Annotated in this window: 10 protein-coding genes; 4 read left to right on the top strand and 6 right to left on the bottom strand. The window is 75.5% G+C overall.

Features of this window, described 5'->3' with window-relative positions; translation table 11 throughout:
* Nucleotides 1–10: 10 nt before the first annotated feature.
* Nucleotides 11–154 (top strand): integrase core domain-containing protein, encoded by a 144-nt coding sequence (locus LN037_RS19395; protein WP_372460500.1) that lies wholly within the window; start codon nt 11–13, stop codon nt 152–154.
* A gap of 335 nt (nt 155–489) precedes the next feature.
* On the opposite strand, the gene LN037_RS19390 is transcribed toward LN037_RS19395, so the two are convergent.
* From LN037_RS19390 to LN037_RS19370, 5 genes are all read right to left on the bottom strand, one after another.
* Complete coding sequence (locus LN037_RS19390) at nt 490–660, bottom strand: hypothetical protein (protein ID WP_230755637.1); 171 nt, start codon at nt 658–660, stop codon at nt 490–492.
* 239 nt (nt 661–899) lie between these two features.
* Complete coding sequence (gene mnmA, locus LN037_RS19385) at nt 900–1,958, bottom strand: tRNA 2-thiouridine(34) synthase MnmA (RefSeq protein WP_230755636.1); 1,059 nt, start codon at nt 1,956–1,958, stop codon at nt 900–902.
* Nucleotides 1,959–1,960: 2 nt separating this feature from the next.
* Nucleotides 1,961–3,172 carry a cysteine desulfurase family protein gene (locus LN037_RS19380; RefSeq protein ID WP_230755633.1) on the bottom strand — a complete coding sequence of 404 codons (1,212 nt, stop codon included), beginning with the start codon at nt 3,170–3,172 and terminating at the stop codon, nt 1,961–1,963.
* A gap of 151 nt (nt 3,173–3,323) precedes the next feature.
* Entirely contained in the window at nt 3,324–4,280 is a 957-nt protein-coding gene (locus tag LN037_RS19375) for an electron transfer flavoprotein subunit alpha/FixB family protein (protein ID WP_230755631.1), read from the bottom strand.
* Nucleotides 4,281–4,314: 34 nt separating this feature from the next.
* Nucleotides 4,315–5,097: an electron transfer flavoprotein subunit beta/FixA family protein gene (locus tag LN037_RS19370; protein ID WP_230755630.1), complete on the bottom strand. Its 783-nt coding sequence runs from the start codon at nt 5,095–5,097 to the stop codon at nt 4,315–4,317.
* A 228-nt stretch (nt 5,098–5,325) separates the two neighbouring features.
* On the opposite strand from LN037_RS19370, the gene LN037_RS19365 reads away from it, so the two are divergent.
* Nucleotides 5,326–5,481, top strand: coding sequence for a hypothetical protein (locus LN037_RS19365; protein WP_179794337.1), 156 nt, complete (start codon nt 5,326–5,328; stop codon nt 5,479–5,481).
* Between the two features lie 83 nt (nt 5,482–5,564).
* On the opposite strand, the gene LN037_RS19360 is transcribed toward LN037_RS19365, so the two are convergent.
* The gene (locus tag LN037_RS19360) at nt 5,565–6,077 is read right to left on the bottom strand and encodes a hypothetical protein (protein ID WP_230755628.1); all 513 of its coding nucleotides are present in this window, start codon (nt 6,075–6,077) and stop codon (nt 5,565–5,567) included.
* 254 nt (nt 6,078–6,331) lie between these two features.
* Between LN037_RS19360 and LN037_RS19355 the strand changes: the two genes are divergently transcribed.
* Both LN037_RS19355 and LN037_RS19350 read left to right on the top strand, forming a co-directional pair.
* Nucleotides 6,332–7,687 (top strand): lysine N(6)-hydroxylase/L-ornithine N(5)-oxygenase family protein, encoded by a 1,356-nt coding sequence (locus LN037_RS19355; protein ID WP_230755626.1) that lies wholly within the window; start codon nt 6,332–6,334, stop codon nt 7,685–7,687.
* A complete protein-coding gene (locus LN037_RS19350) occupies nt 7,684–21,075 on the top strand; it encodes a non-ribosomal peptide synthetase (RefSeq protein ID WP_230755624.1) in 13,392 nt (4,463 codons plus the stop codon). Before LN037_RS19355 ends, LN037_RS19350 begins: the two co-directional genes overlap by 4 nt.
* The last annotated feature ends 173 nt before the right edge of the window (nt 21,076–21,248 follow it).

Below are 21,248 nucleotides of genomic sequence, written 5' to 3'. Positions count from 1 at the left end.
TTGGAGTGGACTGCGGGAAGTCGAACGCGAAACCGCCGAGTGGGTGCGCTGGTACAACTACGAACGCCTTCATTCGTCGGTCGGATACCTGCCGCCGGTTGAATGGGAAGCCCATTACACTGCCGCGGTAACCCGGCAGGCCGCCGCGGCCTGACGCCCAGCCTCACCCAGGCCCGGGGCGGTTCAGCCGGCCGGCCGCCTTGTCGCGGCCTCCCGTGGCTCGGCCGGCCGGCTGGACCTTGTCGCGGCCTCCCACCACCGGCCGCCCACCCTGTCGCGGGCACTCACCACGACAAGGTCGCCGGCGTGCGCCGACTCCCCGCGACAAGGTCACCGACCGAGCCGGGCCGAGCCAGCCGAGCCAGCCGAGCCCACCCGCCGCCAGGACCCCCGCCACCTTGTCGCGGCCTCCCACCACCGGCCGCCCACCCTGTCGCGGGGACTCACCACGACAAGGTCACCGACGAGCGTCGGCTCCCCGCGACAAGGTCACCGACCGAGCCAGGCCGAGCCAGGCCGAGCCAGGCCGAGCCAGCCGAGCCAGCCGAGCCAGCCGAGCCAGCCGAGCCAGCCGAGCCAGCCGAGCCAGCCGAGCCAGCCGAGCCAGCCGAGTCGGCCCGCCGCCAGGACCCCCGCCACCTTGTCGCGGCCTCCCGCCACCGGCCACCCACCATGTCGCAGGGACTCACCACGACAAGGCGGCCGGGCGGCGCCGGCTCCCCGCGACAAGGTCTCCGACCGACAGGCCCCGCCAACCGAGCCGACCCGCCGCCAGGACCCCGCTACCTTGTCGCGGGCTCCCGCCACCGGCCACCCACCTTGTCGCGGAGACTCACCACGACAAGGTCACCCGCGAGCGCCGGCTCCCCGCGACAAGACCAGGCCGACCCGACCCGACGTCAGGACGTCGCGGCGATCGTGGCCGAACCGAGGACCCGGTCACCGTGGTAGACCACCACCGCCTGCCCCGGTGCCACCCCGCGCAGCGGGGCGCCCAGGGTGACGGCGAGCCCGTCGTCGTGGACCTCGACCGAGGCCGGCGCGAGGCCCCCGTGTGCGCGCACCTGCACCGTGACGTCGCCGACCACGCCGCGCGGCCCGTGCCAGACCGGCGTCTCGGTGGTGAGCGCCGTGACCTCCAGCGCCTCCGCCGGGCCCACCCGCACCTGCCGGGACACCGGCTCGATGCCGAGCACGTAGCGGGGACGGCCGTCCGGAGCGGGGCGGGACAGGCCCAGCCCGTGCCGCTGGCCGACGGTGAAGTTCTGCACGCCCCCGTGCTCGCCGAGGACGGCGCCGGACACCGCGTCGACCAGCTCACCCGGTGCGTCCGGCACGCGGTCGGACAGGAAGCCGCGGGTGTCGCCGGACGGGATGAAGCAGATGTCGTGGCTGTCGGGCTTCTCCGCGACGACCAGGCCCCGCCGGGCCGCCTCGGCGCGGACCTCGGACTTCAGCGAGTCGCCGAGGGGGAACATCGCGTGGGCGAGCTGGTCGGCGGTGAGGACGCCGAGCACGTAGGACTGGTCCTTGTCGGGGTCCGCCGCCCGCCGCAGCACCCCGTCGTCGAGCCGCGCGTAGTGGCCCGTCGCCACCGCGTCGAAGCCGAGGGCCCGGGCGCGGTCGAGCACCGCCGAGAACTTGATCTTCTCGTTGCACCGCAGGCAGGGGTTCGGGGTGCGTCCTGCGGCGTATTCGGCGACGAAGGGTTCGATGACGTCCTCGCGGAACCGGTCGGCCATGTCCCAGACGTAGAACGGGATGTCGAGGACGTCGGCGCAGCGGCGGGCGTCGCGGGAGTCCTCGACCGAGCAGCACCCGCGGGCGCCCTCGCGCATCGTCGCGGGGCGCGCGGACAGCGCGAGGTGCACCCCGACGACCTCGTGGCCCGCCTCCCGGGCCCGTGCGGCCGCGACCGCGGAGTCCACCCCACCACTCATGGCGGCGAGGACGCGCATCGTCAGGACCCCACCCGCTCGCCCGCGCGGGCCAGGGCCCCGCGGGCCCGCTCGACGACCGGGCCGATGGCCGCGACGGCGGCGTCGACGTCGGCCGCGGTCGAGGAGTGGCCCAGGGAGAAGCGCAGCGAACCGCGCGCGGCGGCCTCGTCGACCCCCATCGCGAGCAGCACGTGGGACGGTCGGGCCACGCCCGCCGTGCAGGCGGAGCCGGTCGAGCACTCGATCTCGTGGGCGTCGAGCAGCATGAGCAGGCTGTCGCCCTCGCAGCCGGGGAACGAGAGGTGCGCGTTGCCCGCGAGCCGGGCGGGCCCGCCGTTGACGGCGGGGGCGTCGAGCGGCACCCCGTTCAGCGTCGCGTCCGGGACGGCCTCGATCAGCCGTGCCACGAGGTCGTCACGCAGCGCGGCGAGTTCGACGACCCGGCGTGGCACGGCCTCGACGGCCGCGTGCACGGCGGCCGCGAGGGCCACGGTGCCGGCGACGTCGAGCGTGCCGGAGCGGACGTCGCGCTCCTGGCCGCCGCCGTGCAGCAGCGGCACGCAGGTGGCGTCGCGGCGCAGGAGCAGGGCCCCGACGCCGACCGGGCCGCCGAGCTTGTGCCCGGTCAGCGACAGCGCGTCGGCGCCCGAGGCGGCGAAGTCGACGGGGAGCGAGCCGACGGCCTGCACGGCGTCGGTGTGCAGCGGCACCCCGAACTCGTGGGCGACCTCGGCGAGCCCGCGCACGTCGTTGACGGTGCCGACCTCGTTGTTCGCCCACATCACGCTGACCAGGGCGGTGGCGTCGCCGTGGGCCGCCAGCTCCGCGCGCAGCGCCTCGGGGGTCACCCGCCCGACGGCGTCCACCGGCAGGACGACGAGCGTCGCGCCCTCGTGGGAGGCGAGCCACTCGGCGGCGTCGAGCACGGCGTGGTGCTCCACGGCCGAGACCACCACGCGGGTCCGGCGCGGGTCCTGCGCCCGCCGGGCCCAGTACAGGCCCTTGACGGCGAGGTTGTCACCCTCGGTGCCGCCGGTGGAGAGCACCACCTCGGTGGGCAGGGCACCGACGGCGGCGGCGATCGTCTCGCGGGCCTCCTCGACGTCGCGGCGGGCCCGGCGGCCCGCCGTGTGCAGCGAGGAGGGGTTGCCGACGCGGCCGAGCGCCTCGGTGTAGGCGGCGACGGCCACGGGCAGCATCGGCGTGGTGGCCGCGTGGTCGAGGTACGTCATCGTCCGTCGAGCGTAATCCCCCTCGTGGCATGCGCACCCGCGGATGTCCGACGGGCCACCCCGACGTCGGGACGACCCCGGACATGCGTGAGGGGAACCCTCGGGCCGCCGGAGCGGCCGAGGGTTCCCCTCACGCGGGTCGAGCGGCGGGTCAGGCCCGCTTGCCGACCTCCTCGGTCAGCTGCGGCGCGACCGAGAACAGGTCGCCCACGATGCCGAAGTCGGCGATCTCGAAGATCGGGGCCTCGGGGTCCTTGTTGACCGCGACGATCGTCTTCGAGGTCTGCATGCCGGCGCGGTGCTGGATCGCGCCGGAGATGCCGAGCGCGATGTAGAGCTGCGGCGACACGGTCTTGCCGGTCTGCCCGACCTGGAACTGGTTCGGGTAGTAGCCGGAGTCGACCGCCGCGCGGGACGCACCGACGGCCGCGTGCAGCGAGTCGGCCAGACCCTCGACGACGTTGAAGTTGTCGGCCGAGCCGACGCCACGGCCACCGGCGACGACGACCGACGCCTCGGTGAGCTCGGGGCGGTCGCCACCGACGATCGGCGCCCGGTTGGACACCTTCGCCGACTTGGCGGCGTCGATCGCGGGGACCTCGACGGTCTCCTGCGTGCCGGCGGCCGCGTTCTCCTCGACCTCGAGCGAGCCCGAGCGCCAGGAGACGACCGCGGTGTCGGTGGTGACGTGCGACTGCACGGTGAAGGCGCCACCGAAGATCGAGTGGGTGCCCGCGCGCTCGCCGTCGATGTCCACCAGGTCGTTCAGCCAGCCGGAGTTGGTGCGCACGGCCAGGCGGCCCGCGACCTCGCGGCCGTCGGCGCCCGCCGGGATCAGCACGGCCGGCGGGGAGACCCGCTCGACCAGGGCGGCGAGCACGTCGACCTGCGGGGTCGACAGGTAGTTCACCGTGTCGTCCGACTCCGCGACGTAGATCTTCTCGGCGCCGTGGGCGGCGAGGCCCTCGGCGAGCTTCGTCGCCGTGCCCGGCGTCCCGACGACGACCGCGGACGGCTCGCCGATGCGACGCGCGGCGGTCAGCATCTCGTAGGTGTTCTTCTTGATCTCACCGTCGACGTGGTCGACGAGGACCAGTACCTCAGCCATGTCTGTTCTCCTCGTGTGACTCGTGGACGGTGGCTCAGATGAGCTTCTGGCCGACGAGGTACTCGGCGATCTTGGCGCCGCCGTCGCCCTCGTCCTCGACCTTCTGGCCACCCGACTTCGGCGGGCGGGGCGCGAAGGAGTCGACCTGCACGAGCGAGCCGGCGAGCCCGACCTCCGAGGCGTCGAGGCCGAGGTCGGAGATGCCGATCGTGTTCACCGGCTTCTTCTTGGCCGCCATGATCCCCTTGAACGAGGGGTAGCGCGGCTCGTTGATCTTCTCGCCGACGCTCACGATGGCCGGCAGCGCGGCCTCGAGGTCGCAGGTGCCCTCGTCGGTCTCGCGCTTGGCCTTCGCGGTGCCGTTCTCGACGGTGAGCGCGTTGGCGTGGGTCAGCGACGGCCAGCCGAGCAGCTCGCCGAGCATGCCGGCCATCGCGCCGCTGCGGCCGTCGGTGGCCTCGTTGCCGGCCAGCACCAGGTCGACGTCGCCGACGGTGCCGATGGCCTTCGCGAGGACCTTGGCGGTCGCGACCGCGTCGGAGCCGTGGATGGCGTCGTCGTTCACGTGGACGGCCTTGTCCGCGCCCATGGAGAGGGCCTTGCGGATGGCGTCGGTGGCGCGGTCGGGACCGGCGGTGAGGATGGTGACCTCGGCGTCGCCGGCCTCCTTGATCTTGAGCGCCTCCTCGACGGCGCGCTCGTTGATCTCGTCCAGCACCGCGTCGGACGACGCGCGGTCGAGGGTCTTGTCGCCGTCGGAGAGCGTGCGCTCCGACCAGGTGTCCGGTACCTGCTTGATCAGAACCACGATGTTCATGGTTGTTCCGTGACCTCCTGTGCTCACGTGCTGGCGGTCGCCCCGGGGCCTCATGGCTACCGGCGGGTAACTACGCCACTGACCCGACTGTCCCACGTCCTCGCCGCGAGAGCGACGTGGCGTACCCCTCTCAAGTTACCCGTGAGTAGGTAGTAGGGAGCTACTGACGGGTAACTTGGAACTCCTATGCTGAGGGGGACACAACGGATTCCCGGTAGGAGATCACCCGTGCCCGGTCTGTTCAGCAAGGTCTCGGAGTTCCTCAAGAGCCCCCAGGGACGCAAGTACACCGACCAGGCGAAGCGCTACGCCTCGGACCCGAAGAACCGGCAGAAGGCGCAGGACCTGTTCAAGCGCTTCGGCGGCGGGGGCAAGAAGCACTGACCGGGTGACCTCCCCCCGGGTGCGGGCCACGCGTCACCGCGCGCACCCGGGGCGGGAGGGGCCCACCGACGCGCCGGACCGGCCTACTCCGGGCGCCGGTGCCGTCCGCCCGGCTCGCGCACCGGATGCGGGGCGCGGGCCGGCTGACGCGTGGGCACCGGCGGGAGCGCGAGCGCCTGCCGCGGAGCGGCGATCGCCTTCGGCCCCGCCGACGCGGGCATGCCTGCGCGCAGGAGCCGCACCAGCGCCGCGTACCACTGCACCAGCACGGCCCACGGCGTCGGCGCCGCCGGACGGGACGCCCGCCGACGGCGGCTGACGGCCTCCCGGCAGGGACGGCACACGTGCGCACCCGTGGCGCCCAGCGGCGCCGGGTCCACGACCACGCCGCACAGCCCCATCGGAGGCTGTCCCGTGCGGTTCGCCTGCTCGAGCTCGGTGGCCATCACCGCGTGCTCGGTGCGGTCGGAGCACGAGGTCATCGACAACGGACGGTCACCGGGCGCCTCGGGCGGCCAGGCACCCCAGCCGCCCGACGACCGCTCGTCGACCGCTGGACGCGCATCACGGACCACTCGGCGCGCCTCGGTCGTCATGCATCCATTCTGCGGCCACCCGGGGCGACCCGTCGTCCGAGCCGTGCCGCCCGTGCGGGTGAATCTCGAACGACCGCGGGCCGTGACCGACCACCCCGACGGCGGTGCCGCGAGCCGACGCTGCGCCGACCGCGCGGTGTGCCGACCGTCATCGCGCACACACCCGCCGTGACGTCCACAACGATGGACCGGCGTCCTACCGGCAGGTTAGCCTCACCTAACTCGTCGCCTGGTACCTCGTTGGAAGGACGCCGATGCCTGCTGTCCCGCAGCACCCCGCCGGCCGGGAGACCGTGTTCGACGTCGTCGGGGTCGGGTTCGGCCCCTCCAACCTCGCGCTCGCGATCGCCCTCGCCGAATACGGCGAGACGCACCCCGGCCCACCGCTCACCGGCCACTTCCTCGAGCGCCAGGAGCGCTTCGGCTGGCACCGCGGGATGCTGCTCGAGGACGCGACGATGCAGGTCAGCTACCTCAAGGACCTCGCCACCCTGCGCAACCCGCGCAGCGGCTTCTCCTTCGTGTCCTACCTGTACGACCGCGACCGCCTCGTCGACTTCATCAACTACGGCAGCTCGTACCCCACCCGCGAGGAGTTCCACGACTACCTGGAGTGGGCCGCGGACCGGATCCCGGCGGACGTCGTCGACTACGGCACCGAGGTCACGGGCCTCCGGCTGGTGCCCGGACCGGGCGGGCCGGCCGATCTCGTGGAGGTCGACGTCGAGGGTCCCGACGGTGAGCGCACCCTCACCGCCCGGAACGTCGTGCTCGGGACCGGGCTCGTCCCGCACGTCCCGGAGGGCACGCCCCTGGGCGACCGCGTGTGGCATTCGAAGGACCTCCTGCACCGCCTGCCCGAGATCCACGACCCGCGCCGGCTCGCGGTGGTGGGCGCGGGGCAGAGCGCCGCGGAGGTGGTCGACCACCTGCACCGACGCTTCCCCGCCGCCGAGGTCTCCGCGATCTTCGCCCGCTACGGCTTCAGCCCGGCCGACGACAGCTCGTTCGCCAACCGCATCTTCGACCCCGACGCCGTCGACGACTTCTACGCGGCGCCCCCCGAGGTCAAGGACCGGATCCTCGGCTACCACGGCAACACGAACTACTCGGTGGTCGACGGCGAGCTGATCACCGCGCTCTACCGGCAGCACTACAAGGAGCGCGTCGCCGGTCGCGAGCGGCTGCGGTTCCACAACGCCTCCGAGGTGGCCGACGTCCGGCCGCACGCCGACCACACCGACGTCGTCGTGGAGTCGCTGATCGACGGGCGGCGGGAGACCGTCGAGGCCGACCTCGTCGTCTACTGCACCGGCTACCGCTGTGCCGACCCGCTCGCGATGCTGGGCGACGCCGCCGCCGACTGGCCGCGCGACGACCAGGGCCGGGCCCACTTCCACCGCGACTACAGCGTGGTCACCCCGCCCCACGTCACGGCGGGCTTCTTCGCGCCCGGGGCCACCGAGCACACGCACGGGCTGACCTCGACGCTGCTCTCCAACGTCGCGGTGCGCGCGGGCGAGATGGTGGCCGCCATGGTCGCCGCGCGGGACGCCGACCGGGGCGCGCCGCTCGCCCGGCCGACCGTCGCTGCCGCCGCCGGCCGATGACCGTCACCGGCCGTCCCACGACCACCGGGCTGCGGACCTGGCCCGACCGCTTCGCCGAACAGGTCGACCGGCGCGGGGACGCGATCGCGGTCGTCCACGCCGACGAACGGCTCACCTACCGCGAGCTCGCCGACCGCGCGGCCCGGCTCGCGCAGGTCCTGCTCGACCGCGGCGCCGGGCCCGAACGGCTGGTCGCGATCGCGCTGCCCCGCGGGGCCGACCTCGTCGTGGCCCAGGTCGCGGTGCTGTGCGCGGGCGCGGCCTACGTCCCGCTCGACGTCGACCAGCCGCCCGCCCGGGTCGCGGCCGTGCTCGCGGACGCGCGGCCCGCCGTCGTCGTGACCACCCGCCGTCAGGACCCCGGGGTGCCGGACCCGCTGTATCTCGACGACCTCGACCTCGACCGGGGCCCCCGGGCGCCGCTCGACCCGGGGGTCACGGCGGAGCACGCCGCGTACGTCATCCACACGTCCGGCTCGACCGGGCGACCCAAGGGCGTCGTCGTGACCCATGCGGGCGTCGACGGTCTGGTCGCCACGCAGACCGAGCGGTTCGGCATCGGCCCCGAGGACCGCGTCCTCGCCTTCGCCTCGCCGAGCTTCGACGTCGCGTTCTGGGACCTGTGCCTCGCCCTGCTCTCCGGCGGACGCCTCGTCGTCGTGCCGTCCGAGCTGCGGACGCCGACGCGCGAGCTCGCGGACTACGCGTGGACCCACGGCATCACGTTCATGATCCTGCCGCCGGTGCTGCTCGCGGCGATGCCGCCGGACGTCGACCTCCCGCCCGCGACGCTGCTCGCGGGCACCGAGCGGGTGTCCCCGGAGCTCGTCGCGCGCTGGGGCCGCGGGCGGCGGATGTTCAACGCCTACGGGCCGACCGAGGCGACCGTGAACTCCACGCTCGGCGCGGTCGACCCGGACACGACGCGCTCGAGCGTCCCCATCGGCATCGCCGACCCGCTGACCACGGCGTACGTCCTCGGCCCCGACCTGGCACCCGTTCCCGACGGCGGGTCGGGCGAGCTCTACCTCGGGGGTCCCGGCCTCGCCCGCGGGTACCTGGGGCGGCCCGACCTGACGGCCGAGCGCTTCGTCGCGAGCCCCTTCGGCCCGCCCGGCGCGCGGCTCTACCGCACCGGCGACCTCGTGCGGACCGACGGCGGCGTCCTCGACTTCCTGGGCCGCACCGACGACCAGGTGCAGATCCGCGGGTTCCGGGTGGAGCCCGGCGAGGTCGAGTCGGTGCTGCGGGCCCGGCCGGAGGTCGCGCAGGCGGCCGTCGTCGTGCGCGACGAGCGCCTGGTGGCCTACGTCGTGCCGTCGCTGGAGGGCACGGCCGACGTGGGCGAGTGGGAGGAGCTGCACGAGCTGCTCTACTCCGCGGCCGACGCCGACGCGACCTTCGAGGACGGGTTCGCCGGCTGGAACTCGACCTACGACGGCTCGCCCCTCCCCCGCGAGCACATGCGCGCCTGGCGCGACGCCACCGTCGACGCGATCCGCGCGGCGGCCCCCGCGGCGCGGCGGGTGCTGGAGGTCGGGGTCGGCTCGGGGCTGCTGCTCACCGAGATCGCCCCGCACGTCGACTCCTTCGTCGGGATCGACCTCTCCGCCGCCGGCATCGAGGGGTTGCGACGGCGGGTCGCGCCGGAGCCGTGGGCCGCGCGGGTGACTCTGGAGGCACGGCCGGCGCACGAGGTGGGCGGGCTGACCGGGCCGTTCGACCTCGTCGTCGTGAACTCGGTGGCGCAGTACTTCCCGGACGAGGGCTACCTGCGGGACGTCGTCGCGCAGACGGCGGGGCTGCTGGCCGAGGACGGCGTGCTGTTCCTCGGCGACCTGCGGCACGCGGGGCTGCTCCGCGCGCTGCGCACCGGGGTGGCGCGCGCCCAGGGCCTGACCGGGGAGGACGCCCGGCGCGCGGTCGAGGCCGGGGTCGCGTGGGAACCGGAACTGCTCGTCGACCCCGACCTGGTGTGCGCCGTGGGGGCGTCGCTCGGGCTCGCGGTGGACGTGACGGTGGAGCGCGGGCGGGTGCACGACGAGCTGTCCCGGTACCGCTTCCACGCCACCCTGCGGATGGGCCCGTCGTCGGGAACGGACGTCCCGACGGTGCCGTGGTCGGGTCGGGTGCCCGACGGGCGCCCGGTGCGGGTGGCCGGCATCCCGAACGCGCGGCTGGCCCCGGACGTCGACGTCCTCGGCGGGGTGGACCCGGAGGACCTCGTCGCGTGGGGGGCGTCAGGGGTGGCGCCGGACCCGTCGGACCCGACGTGCCTGGTGGCCCTGTTCGGCGCGGACGGCCCGGTGTACGTGCCGGGCGGCACGGGGACCGCGACCCGGCCCGCGCCGTTCCGCGACGTCGCGCAGGTGACGACGCGGCTGCGGGAGGCGCTGCGGGCCGAACTCCCGGCGCACCTCGTGCCGTCGGGGCTCGTGGCGGTGCCGGCGCTGCCGATGCGGTCGTCGGGGAAGCTCGACGTGGACGCGCTGCCGCTGCCCGATCCGGCCGCCGAGGTCGGCGGCGTGGCCCCGCGCTCGCCGCGCGAGGAACTGCTCGCCGCCCTCGTCTCCGAGGTGCTGGGCGTGCCGGGCGTCGGCGCCGAGGACGACTTCTTCGCGATCGGCGGCGACTCGATCGTCTCGATCTCGCTCGTGGTGCGCGCCCGCGCGGCCGGGCTGGAGATCACGCCGCGCCAGATCTTCACCGAGCGCACCGTGGCCGGGCTGGCCGCCGTCGCGGTGGCGACCGACGACGTCGTCGTGCCGGACGGGCCGCTGGTGGACGGGCCGACGGGAGACGCGGCGCAGCGGAGCTCGACCCCCGCGGGAGACGCCGCGGACGTGTGGCCGGCGTCGCCGCTGCAGGAGGGCTTCTTCTTCCACGCGGCGGTCTCCGACGTCTACGTGGTCACGGAGGTCGTGCGGCTGCGCGGCGCGATCTCCCCCGCCGCCGTGCGCTCCGGCCTGCAGGCCGCGCTCGACCGGCACCCGCAGCTGCGCGCCGGGTTCGTCCAGCGCGACGACGGGCGCGTGGTGCAGGTGATCGCCGGGACCGTCGAGCTGCCGTGGCGGGAGGTGGACCTGCGGTCGTCGGAGTCGGTCGACTCCTCGGTCGACTCCTCGGTCGACGCGGAGATCGCCCGCGAGCGTGCAGCCCGGTTCGACCTGGCGGCGCCGCCCCTGCTGCGTGCGGCGCTGCTCCGGACCGCCGACGACGAGGCGCGGCTGGTGCTGACGTTCGAGCACCTCGTCCTCGACGGCTGGTCCGTGGCGCTGCTCGTGCGTGAGGTCCTCGGCGGCACGGGCGTCGACGACACCGCCCTGATGCGCCGCCGGTACGCCGCGGTCGAGGCGGCCCGGGACGACGACGCGGCGGTGTCGGCCTGGCGGTCGGCGCTCGCGGACCTGGACGGCCCGACGCTGCTGGCCGACGTGCTGCCGACCGCGGAGGCACGTCCCCGTGCCGGCAATGCCCTATCGGCGTGCTCCCCTTCCGCACCCGGTGACAGCAACACCGCACCGTCGGCCGACGCCGGCCGCGGAACCGACGATGTGGCTTTCCTGGCGTCCAGCGCAAGTGACGCATTGCCGGCACCGGAGGGTGCCACGCCGCCCCACCGCCAGATCCGGCACGACCTCGACGCGGCGACCACCCGTCGGCTCACCCGGGCGGCCCGGCAGCGCGGCCTGACCCTCGGCACCCTCCTGCACGGCGCGTGGGGCCTCACGGTCGGCGCGCTCACGGGCAGCCGGGACCTCGTCGTCGGCAGCACCGTCTCCGGCCGCGACGCCGGGCTGGACGGCATCGGCGAGGCGGTCGGGCTGTTCGTCAACACCGTGCCCGTGCGCGTCACGTGGGCGCCCGGCGACACCGCGGCCGACGTCCTGCGCCGCCTCCAGGAGCGCCGCACGGACCTGCTCGACCACCAGGACGTCCCGCTCGGCGCCCTGCAGCGCGCCCTCGGCCACGGGGAGCTGTTCGACTCGCTCGTCGTCGTCGAGAACTACCCGGCGCCGGGTGCGGGCGGGGACGTGACCGTCGAGGGCGTCGACGTGGTCGACGCCGTGCACTACCCGCTCGCCCTGATCGCCGCGACCGGCGAGGACACCGTGCTGACGCTCAAGCACGACGCCGCGCGGGTCTCCGACGCGGCCGCGCAGCTCGTGCTCGACCTCCTCGCCCGCACCCTCGACGCGCTCGCCGTCGACCTCGACACCACCGTCGCGGCTCTGCCCCATGGCAGGGAGCCGATCCAGGACACCGACCACCCCGTCGCACCCCGCACCCTCGGTCGCCGGATCGCCGAGCAGGTCGCGGCGACGCCGGACGCCACGGCCGTGCTCGACGCGGCGGGCACCGAGCTCACCTACGCCCAGCTCGACGCCCGGGCCGCGGGTCTCGCGGAGCGGCTCACCGGCGACACGATCGGCGTCGCCGTGCCCCGCGGCGCGGACCTCGTCGTCGCCCTCGTCGGCGTGCTGCGCGCCGGCGCGGCCTACGTCCCGCTCGACCCCGACCTGCCCGCGTCACGGCTCGCCGGGATGGTCGCCGACGCGGGGGTGACCACGGTGGTCACCACGGCCGGCACGCCGATCCCCGACGGGGTCCGGCGGGTCGAGGTCGACGACACGACCGGCACCGTCCCCTGGCCGGACACCGACCTCGACGCGGCCGCCTACGTCCTGTTCACCTCCGGCTCCACGGGTCGGCCCAAGGGCGTCGTCGTCAGCCACCGCGCGATCGACAACCGCCTCGCCTGGATGGACGGCACGTACGGCCTCGGCGCCGACGACCGCGTCCTGCAGAAGACCCCGACCGGCTTCGACGTCAGCGTCTGGGAGTTCTTCTGGCCGCTCTCGGTCGGCGCGGCGATCGTCCTCGCCCGCCCCGGCGGACACCGCGAGCCCGGTCACCTCGCCGACCTCGTCGCCCGCCACGCGGTCACGACGATGCACTTCGTCCCGTCGATGCTCGCGGGCTTCCTCGCCGACGGGACCGTCACCGCCGACGCCTCCTGGGCCGCGAGCCTGCGGCACGTGTTCGCCTCCGGCGAGGCGCTGCCCGCAGGCGACGCCCACCAGTGGCACGAGCTGACCGGCACCGCGATCCACAACCTGTACGGCCCGACCGAGGCGGCCGTCGACGTCACCGCCCACACCGTCCTGCCCGGCGAGACGGTGGTCCCGATCGGCGCACCGGTGTGGAACACCCGCGTCCACGTCCTCGACCCCGCGCTCCGTCCGGTGCCGGACGGTGTCCCCGGCGAGCTCCACCTCGCCGGCGTGCAGCTCGCGCGGGGCTACGTCGGCCGCCCCGGCCTGACCGCGGAGCGGTTCGTCGCCGGGCCCGACGGCGAGCGGTGGTACCGCACCGGCGACGTCGTCCGGCGTCGTCCGGACGGCGAGCTGGAGTACCTCGGCCGCGCCGACGGCCAGGTCAAGCTCCGCGGCCAGCGCCTCGAGCTCGGCGAGGTCGAGGCGGCGCTCGCCGCCGTCGACGGCGTGCGCCGCGCGGCCGCGGTCGTGCGCACCGACGGACCCTCCCCCGCCCTCGTCGGCTACGTCGTCGGAGACGTTCCCGACGGCGGGGCGGTGCGCGACGCCGTCGCCCGGACGCTGCCCGAGGCGATGGTGCCGAGCACCGTCGTCGTGCTCGACGACCTGCCCCTGACGCCGAGCGGGAAGCTCGACCGGGCGGCGCTGCCCGCCCCGACCGCCGAGCGGGCCGCCGCGCGTGAGCCCGCGACCGACGCCGAGCGGACGCTGGTCGCGGTGTTCGCCGAGGTGCTCGGGACGGACGTGGGCGTCGACGACGACTTCCTCGCCCTCGGCGGTGACTCCATCTCCTCGATCGGCGTCGCGAGCCGTGCCCGCCGCGCGGGCGTGGAGGTCGGCCCGGCGGAGGTCCTGCGGGGGCGGACCCCGGCGGGGATCGCGGCGCTGGCCGGCGACACCCGCCCGGTCCGGCGGCACGAGCTCGTCGCGCCGGTCGCGCGCGAGGACGTCCGCGCCCCGTACGAGGTCGCCGAGGTCTGGCCGCTCTCGCCGCTGCAGGAGGGCCTGTACTTCCACGCGACGATGGACGCGGACGCCGACGTCTACGGCATCCAGGAGACGATCGACCTCGACCACCGCGTCGACGTCGCGGACCTCCGCCGGGCCGTCGCCACGCTCCTGGAGCGCCACGACGCGCTGCGCGCCGCGTTCACCGACGCGGGGCTCGACCAGCCCGTGCAGGCCGTCGCCGCGCACCTCGACCCGCCCGTCGTCGAGGTCGACGCCCCGAGCGCCGCCGACGTCGACCGGGTCACCGCCGAGGACCGCGACCGGCGCTTCGACCTCGCCGCCCCGCCGCTGTTCCGCGTCCTGCTCGTGCACGGGCCGGAGGCCGATCGCGTCCTGCTCTCGCGCCATCTCCTGCTCTGGGACGGCTGGTCGGCGTGGATCGTCCTCACCGAACTCCTCGACGCCCTGCACGGCGGGACGCCGGACGGACGGACCGGCTCCTACCGCGACCACCTCGCCTGGCTCGCCGCGCAGGACGACGCCGCGGCCACGGAGGCCTGGCGGACGGCCCTCGCCGGGCTGGAGGAGCCGACCCTGGTCGACCCGTCGTCGCCGCGGCCGCTGCGCGAGGACTCCCTGGAACTCGCGCCGGAGGTCACCGAACGGGTCCGCGCCCTCGCCCGCGAGCGCGGCGTCACCCCGAACACCGTGCTCTCCACGGTCTGGGGCCTCGTCCTCGGCGTCGCCACCGGACGCACCGACGTCGTCTTCGGCACCACGGTCGCGGGCCGCCCCGACGCCGTCGAGCACGTCGAGGACACCGTCGGGCTCTTCCTGACGACCGCCCCGGCGCGGCTCACGCTGCGCGCGGCCGAGCCGGTCGGCGCGCTCGTCGAGCGGGTGCAGGCCGAGCGGCTCGCGCTCGCCCCGCACGAGTGGATCGGGCTCGGCGCGATCCAGCGCTGCTCGCCGCACCCCACGCTGTTCGACACGCTGTTCGTCTACCGTCCCGAGGGCGGCGAGGAGCGGATCGAGGAGTTCTCCGCCCGGCACGGCGTCACCGCCCTGCGCAACGCGGACGCGACGCACTACCCGCTGACCTTCGTCGTCACCCCGGGCGCCCGGATGCGGCTCACGCTCGGGCACACCCTCGGCGACGACGGGTCCCGCTGGCTCGAGCGGTTCTCCCACCTCCTCGCCCAGGTGCTCGACGATCCGTCCGCGCCGGCCGCGGCGCTCGACCCGCTCCTGCCCGACGAGCACGCCGCGGTGGTGGCGACCCGGGACGGGCACACCGTCGACGTCGGGAACGCCACCGTGGCCGACCTGCTCGCCGAGCGGGCCGCGCTCGTCCCGGACGAGCCCGCCGTCGTCAGCGGCGTCGGTGTCGACGGTCCGGCTCCGCGGCGCTCCGCGTCCGTGCGGCTCACCTACGCCGAACTGGACGCCGCGATCGACCGCACGGCCCGGCTGCTGCGCTCACGCGGCGCGGGACCCGAGACGGTCGTCGCGCTCGCGGTGCCGCGCAGCGCCGAGACGGTGATCGCGCTGTTCGCGGTGCTCCGGGCGGGTGCGGCGTACCTGCCGCTGGAGCTCGACCACCCGGCCGAGCGGCTCGTGGAGACAATGCGCGACGCACGGCCCGTCGTCCTGCTGACCGTCGCCGCCGTGGCGCCGCGGCTCGCCGACGCCGACGTGCCCGCGCTGGTGATCGACGACCCCGCGGTCGCGGCCGAGCGGGACGCGCTGCCGGTCGGGCCGCTGCCCGACGTCGACGGCTTCGCCCGCGACGACCCCGCCCGGCTCGACCGGCCCGCGTACGTCATCTACACGTCGGGCTCGACGGGGCGGCCGAAGGGCGTCGTCACGCCCTACCGCGGCCTCACCGGCATGCAGCTCAACCACCGCACCGAGATCTTCGAGCCCGTGATCACGGCCGCCGGGGGTCGGCGGCTGCGCATCGCGCACACCGTGTCGTTCGCCTTCGACATGTCGTGGGAGGAGCTGCTCTGGCTCGTCGAGGGCCACGAGGTGCACGTCCTCGACGAGGAGCTGCGGCGCGACGCGACCCGGCTGGTGGCGCACGCGCGCACCGAGGAGGTCGACGTCGTCAACGTGACGCCGACCTACGCGGAGGCACTGCTGGAGGAGGGGCTGCTCGACCACCGGCCCATGCCGCTCGTGCTGCTCGGCGGCGAGGCGGTCTCGGACACGCTGTGGAGCGCGCTGCGCGACGCCGACGGCGTCCTCGGCTACAACCTCTACGGCCCGACCGAGTACACGATCAACACGCTCGGGGCCGGGACCGCGGACTCGACCACACCCGCCGTCGGGAAGCCCATCGTCAACACGCGGGCGCACGTGCTGGACCCGTGGCTCCGTCCGGTGCCGGACGGGGTGCCCGGCGAGCTGTACATCGCCGGGGCCGGCCTGGCGCGGGGCTACCTCGACCGGTTCGGGCTGACGGCGGAGCGGTTCGTCGCCGACGCCGACGGCGGGCGGATGTACCGCACCGGGGACCTGGTGCGGCGGCGTCCCGACGGGATCCTCGACTACCTCGGGCGCACCGACGACCAGGTCAAGATCCGGGGGCACCGGGTCGAGCCGGGCGAGGTCGCGGCCGCGGTGTCGGCGCTGGACGGGGTGCACCGGGCAGCGGTGGTGGCCGACCGGCGGGGCCCGGGTGGGGCGCGTCTGGTCGCCTACGTCGTGGGCCGGACCGACGGGGTGCGCGACGAGCTCCGCACCCGCCTGCCCGACCACCTGGTTCCGGCGGCCGTTGTGGCGGTCGACGACCTCCCGCTCACGGTCAACGGCAAGCTCGACGTCGGGGCGCTGCCCGCGCCGGACCTCGCCGCGCCGGGCAGTGGCCGGGCCCCGGCGGGGCCGGTCGAGGAGACCCTGTGCGGGCTCTTCGCGGACGTCCTGGGCCTGGAGCGGGTGGGGCCGGACGACGCGTTCTTCGACCTCGGCGGGCACTCACTGCTGGCCACGCGGCTGCTCTCGCGGGCCCGGCAGGCGTTGTCGGCCGACCTCACGCTGCGGGAGCTGTTCGACGCGCCGACGCCCGCGGGCCTCGCGGCCCTCGTCGGCGAGGGCACCGGTTCGACACGGCCGGAGCTGGTGGCGCGCGACGTCGACGGTCCGGTGCCGCTCTCCCCCGCCCAGCAGCGGCTCTGGATGCTCGCCCAGCTCGACGGCGCGGGCGCGGCCTACCACTACCCGCTCGTGGTGCGGCTGACCGGCGAGCTGGACGTGGACGCGCTGGAGGCGGCGCTGGACGACGTGGTCGCACGGCACGCGCCGCTGCGGACGGTGGTGGCCGGCGAGACGCAGCGGGTGCTGGAGCACGCCCGCGTCCCGTGGCAGCGGTGGCACACCGCTGACGTCCAGGGGCAGCCGTGGGCCACCGCTGACCTCGCTGACGTCGCTGACCTCGTGGACGCCGAGATCGCCCGCCCCTTCGCGCTCGACCGGGAGCTGCCGATCCGGGCACTGCTGATCGCCGACGGGAACGGGCACGTCCTCGTGCTCACGCTGCACCACATCGCCACCGACGAGTGGTCCGACCGCCCCTTCGCCGACGACCTCGCCGCCGCCTACGCGGCGCGGCGGGAGGGCCGCGCACCGGAGTTCACGCCGCTCCCGGTCGACTACGCCGACTACACGCGCTGGCAGTCCGCGCTGCTCGACGCCGTCGGCGAGGAGCAGCTGGCGTTCTGGGCCCGGACGCTCGACGGGGCGCCCGAGGAGCTGGTGCTGCCGACCGACCGGCCCCGCCCCGCGCGGCCGAGCTTCACCGGCGGGACGATCACGCTCCCGCTCGACGGGGAGGTCAGCGCGGGTCTGCGCGCCCTGGCCGCGGAGCACGGGGCGAGCACCTTCATGGTGCTGCAGGCCGCCGTGGCCACGCTGCTGGCGCGCGTCGGGGCGGGCGTGGACCTGCCGCTGGGCGCCCCGGTCGCGGGCCGCGACGACCCCCGGCTCGACGACCTCGTCGGGTTCTTCGTCAACACGGTCGTGCTGCGGACCGACCTCTCCGGCGCACCCGGGTTCGGCGCGCTCGTCGACCGGGTCCGCGAGACCGACCTGGCCGCCTTCGCGCACGCGGACGTGCCGTTCGAGGCGGTCGTCTCGCACCTCGACCCGCCGCGCACCGTGGCCCGCACACCGCTGTTCCAGGTGATGGTCGGGCACCACGTGCGCTCCGGGTCGCCGCTGTCGCTGGCGGGGGTCGAGGCGGAGGAGGTCGAGGTCGCCCACCGCACGGCCATGTTCGACCTCGTCTTCAGCTTCGCCGAGACCGACGGGCAGCTGACGCTGCACCTCGAGTACGCGGCCGACCTGTTCGACCCGGAGTCGGCCCGCCGGCTCGCGGCCCGGTTCGCGGTCGTGGCACGCACGGTGGTCGGGTCGCCGGACACCCCGGTCGACGACGTCGACGTGCTGCTCGCGGGCGAGCGGGAGGCCCTGGCCCGGTTCGGCGGGTCCCCCACGGCGCGGCCCGTGGCGGAGGAGACGTTCACCGCAGCCTTCGCGCGATGGGTCGCGACGACGCCGGACGCGATCGCCGTCGCGGACGTCGGGCGCGAGCTGTCCTACGCCGAGCTCGACGCGCTCGCGGCGGGGATCGCGTCGCTGCTCGACGTCGGCCCGGGCGACGTCGTCGGGGTGGCCGTGCCGCGGTCGGTGACGATGGTGGCGACCGTCCTCGCGGTGCTGCGCCGCGGCGCCGCCTGGCTGCCGCTCGACCTCGCCCACCCCGCCGACCGGCTCGAGCACATGCTGCGCGACTCCGGCGCGGCCCTCGTGGTGGTGACGCCCGAGACCGACCCGACCACACCTGCCGTCGGGAAGCGGTTGGTGCTGCCGGAGGTCCTTCCCGACGCCGGGCCGGGGCCGGTCGAGGTGCCCCTCGCGGCCACCGCCTACGTGATCTACACGTCGGGGTCGACCGGGCGCCCCAAGGGTGTGGCGGTGCCGCACGAGGGCATCGCGTCGCTCGCGGCGACGGCCGTGGACCGGATGGGCGTGACGGCGGACTCGCGGGTCCTGCAGTTCGCGTCGGTCGGGTTCGACGTCGCGGCGTTCGAGCTGGTCATGGGCCTGACCCTGGGTGCGCGGCTCGTCGTGCTGCCGGACGCGGCCCGGGTCGCCGGACCGGCGCTCACGACGTTCCTGCGCGAGCACCGGGTCACCCACGCGATCCTGCCGCCGTCCCTGGTCGCGGCCCTGCCCGATGACGCGACGATCCCGGACGGGACCACGGTGCTCGTCGGGACGGAGACCGTGCCCCCGGCCGTCGTCGCGCGGTGGGCGGAACGGCTCGACCTGTTCGTCGCCTACGGGCTCACCGAGGCCACCGTCAACTCGACGCTGTGGCGGGCGCGGCCCGGGTGGGAAGGGCCGCTGCCGATCGGCGAGCCGGACCCGAACACCGTCGTCCGCATCCTCGACGGCCGGCTGCGCCCGGTGCCGCCCGGCGTCGCCGGGGACCTCTACGTCGGCGGCCGCGGGCTCGCGACCGGCTACCTCGGGAAGCCGGGCCTGACCGCCGGCCGGTTCGTCGCGGCCCGCGACGGCGCGCGGCTCTACCGGACCGGCGACCGCGCGCGGTGGCGCGCCGACGGCGACGTCGACTTCCTCGGACGCGACGACGACCAGGTCAAGGTCCGCGGCGTGCGCATCGAGCCGGGCGAGGTGGCGTCCGCGCTGGCCGACCACCCGGAGGTGCGGCAGGCCGTGGTCGTCGCGGACTCCGACGGCGACCTGACGCGCCTGGTCGGGTACGTGACCCCGGACGGGGCGCCGGATCCGTCCTCGGTCAGAGACCATGCCGCGGCACGTCTGCCGGAGCACATGGTGCCGTCGCTGGTGATCGTGGTCGGCGCGATCCCGCTGACGCCCAACGGCAAGCTCGACCGCCGCGCGCTGCCCGCGCCGGACTGGTCGGCGCTGGTCGGCGGGGTCGCTCCGGCCACAGCGGAGGAGGAGGCGCTCGCTCGTCTGGTGGCCGGCACGCTGCGGCTGGAGACCGTCGGGGTCACCGACGACTTCTTCGCGCTCGGCGGCCACTCGATGGCGGCCATGCGGCTGCTCTCGGCGATCCGCACCGAGCTGGACGCCGAGCTCGCGGTCCGCGACGTCTTCGAGGCGCCGACGGTCCGGGCGCTCGCCGCGCGGGTGGCGGCGGCGCCCCGGGCGCGACCGGCGCTGGTGCGCACCGACGGCGGGCCCGCGGTGGCGCCGGCGCAGCGGTGGCGGCTCGCGCGGGGTCTCCGGCCGAGGCCGGACCACGTGCTGCGCCTCGCGGGGCCGTTCTCGTCCGACGTGCTGTCGGCGGCGCTGGACGACGTGACGGGGCGGCACGAGCCGCTGACGTGGAGCTATCCGGACGGTGCACCCGTGCCGGTCGACGTGCCGCTGCGGCGGTCGTCGGCATCGGCCGCCTCGTCGGCGCAGGAGCCGTTCGACCTCGCCGTCGAACCGCCGTTCCGGGCGCACCTGCTCGACGACGGGTCGCTGCTGCTGGTGCTCGGCTACCTCGCGGTGGACGAGTGGTCGGTGGTGCCGCTGCTGCGCGACCTCGCGCGGGCCGTGGCGGCGCGGTCGTCGGGATCGGCGCCGTCGTTCGCGCCGTTGCCGGTGACGTACGCCGACTACGCCCGGTGGGCGGCGGCGTCGCCGGGTGCCGGGGAGGTGCCACCGGGGCTGGAGGGGCTGCCGACGACGGTCTTCGGCGCCTCGAGTGGTCCCGCAGCGTCGTCCGGGGCCGCCCCCGACCGCACCGGCGGCCCACTCGACGAGGGCGCCGCCGTGACGGACACGGTCACGGTCCCGGCCGAGGTGCGCCGGGGCCTGGACGCGCTGGCCCGGCGGCACGGGGCGTCGCTGCTGATGGTGCTGCAGACCGGCCTCGCCCACGCGCTCGGCGCGCTCGGGTACGGGCCGGACCTGCCGCTCGCCGCGCTGACCGCGGGCCGGACCGACGCGGCGCTCGACGGGCTGGTCGGCGGGATCGCGGACGTCGTGGTGCTGCGGACGCCGACCGACGCGACGGTGGAGGAGGTGCGCGCGGGCGACCTGGCGGCGTTCGCGTACGCCGCGACACCGTTCGTGGTCACCGCCGAGGCGACCGGACTGTGGCGCCCGCCGGTGCTGCTGGTGCAGCACGAGGAGCCGTCGCTCGAGCAGGAGACCTCGGTGCTCGGCGAGCTCACGGCCGTGCCGACCGGGGTGTCCGACGCCGACCTCGTGGTGTCGTTCGCCGAGTCCGCACCGGGCACGGAGCTGACGCTGGAGGTGACGCGGCGGGTCGAGGTCGTGCCGGCGGACGTGGCGGCGCGGCTCGTGTCGGCGCTCGCGGACCTGGTGCCCTGACGCGCCGCCCCCTCCTCCCCGTCCGGCCCCCGTCCGGCAGGAAAGCGTCGTTGCTGTCACTGGGCGACAGCAACGACGCTTTCCTGCCACGGGGAGGGAGTCCGAACCCCGACGACGATGCGGTTCTCCTGCCACTGGGTGACAGCAACGACGCTTTCCTGCCACGGGAGGAG

Origin of the sequence: Actinomycetospora soli (assembly GCF_021026295.1) — a bacterium.
Classification (GTDB): Bacteria; Actinomycetota; Actinomycetes; order Mycobacteriales; family Pseudonocardiaceae; genus Actinomycetospora; species Actinomycetospora soli.
The sequence above is the reverse complement of the archived record's forward strand: the minus strand, read 5'-3'. Positions and strand labels throughout refer to the sequence as shown.

Excerpts from the sequence above, each read along its gene's own strand:
- LN037_RS19380 (WP_230755633.1), bottom strand. The coding sequence starts at position 3,172 with ATGACGTACCTCGACCACGCGGCCACCACGCCGATGCTGCCCGTGGCC.
- LN037_RS19360 (WP_230755628.1), bottom strand. The coding sequence starts at position 6,077 with ATGACGACCGAGGCGCGCCGAGTGGTCCGTGATGCGCGTCCAGCGGTC.
- LN037_RS19370 (WP_230755630.1), bottom strand. The coding sequence starts at position 5,097 with ATGAACATCGTGGTTCTGATCAAGCAGGTACCGGACACCTGGTCGGAG.
- LN037_RS19350 (WP_230755624.1), top strand. The coding sequence starts at position 7,684 with ATGACCGTCACCGGCCGTCCCACGACCACCGGGCTGCGGACCTGGCCC.
- LN037_RS19375 (WP_230755631.1), bottom strand. The coding sequence starts at position 4,280 with ATGGCTGAGGTACTGGTCCTCGTCGACCACGTCGACGGTGAGATCAAG.
- mnmA (WP_230755636.1), bottom strand. The coding sequence starts at position 1,958 with ATGCGCGTCCTCGCCGCCATGAGTGGTGGGGTGGACTCCGCGGTCGCG.
- LN037_RS19355 (WP_230755626.1), top strand. The coding sequence starts at position 6,332 with ATGCCTGCTGTCCCGCAGCACCCCGCCGGCCGGGAGACCGTGTTCGAC.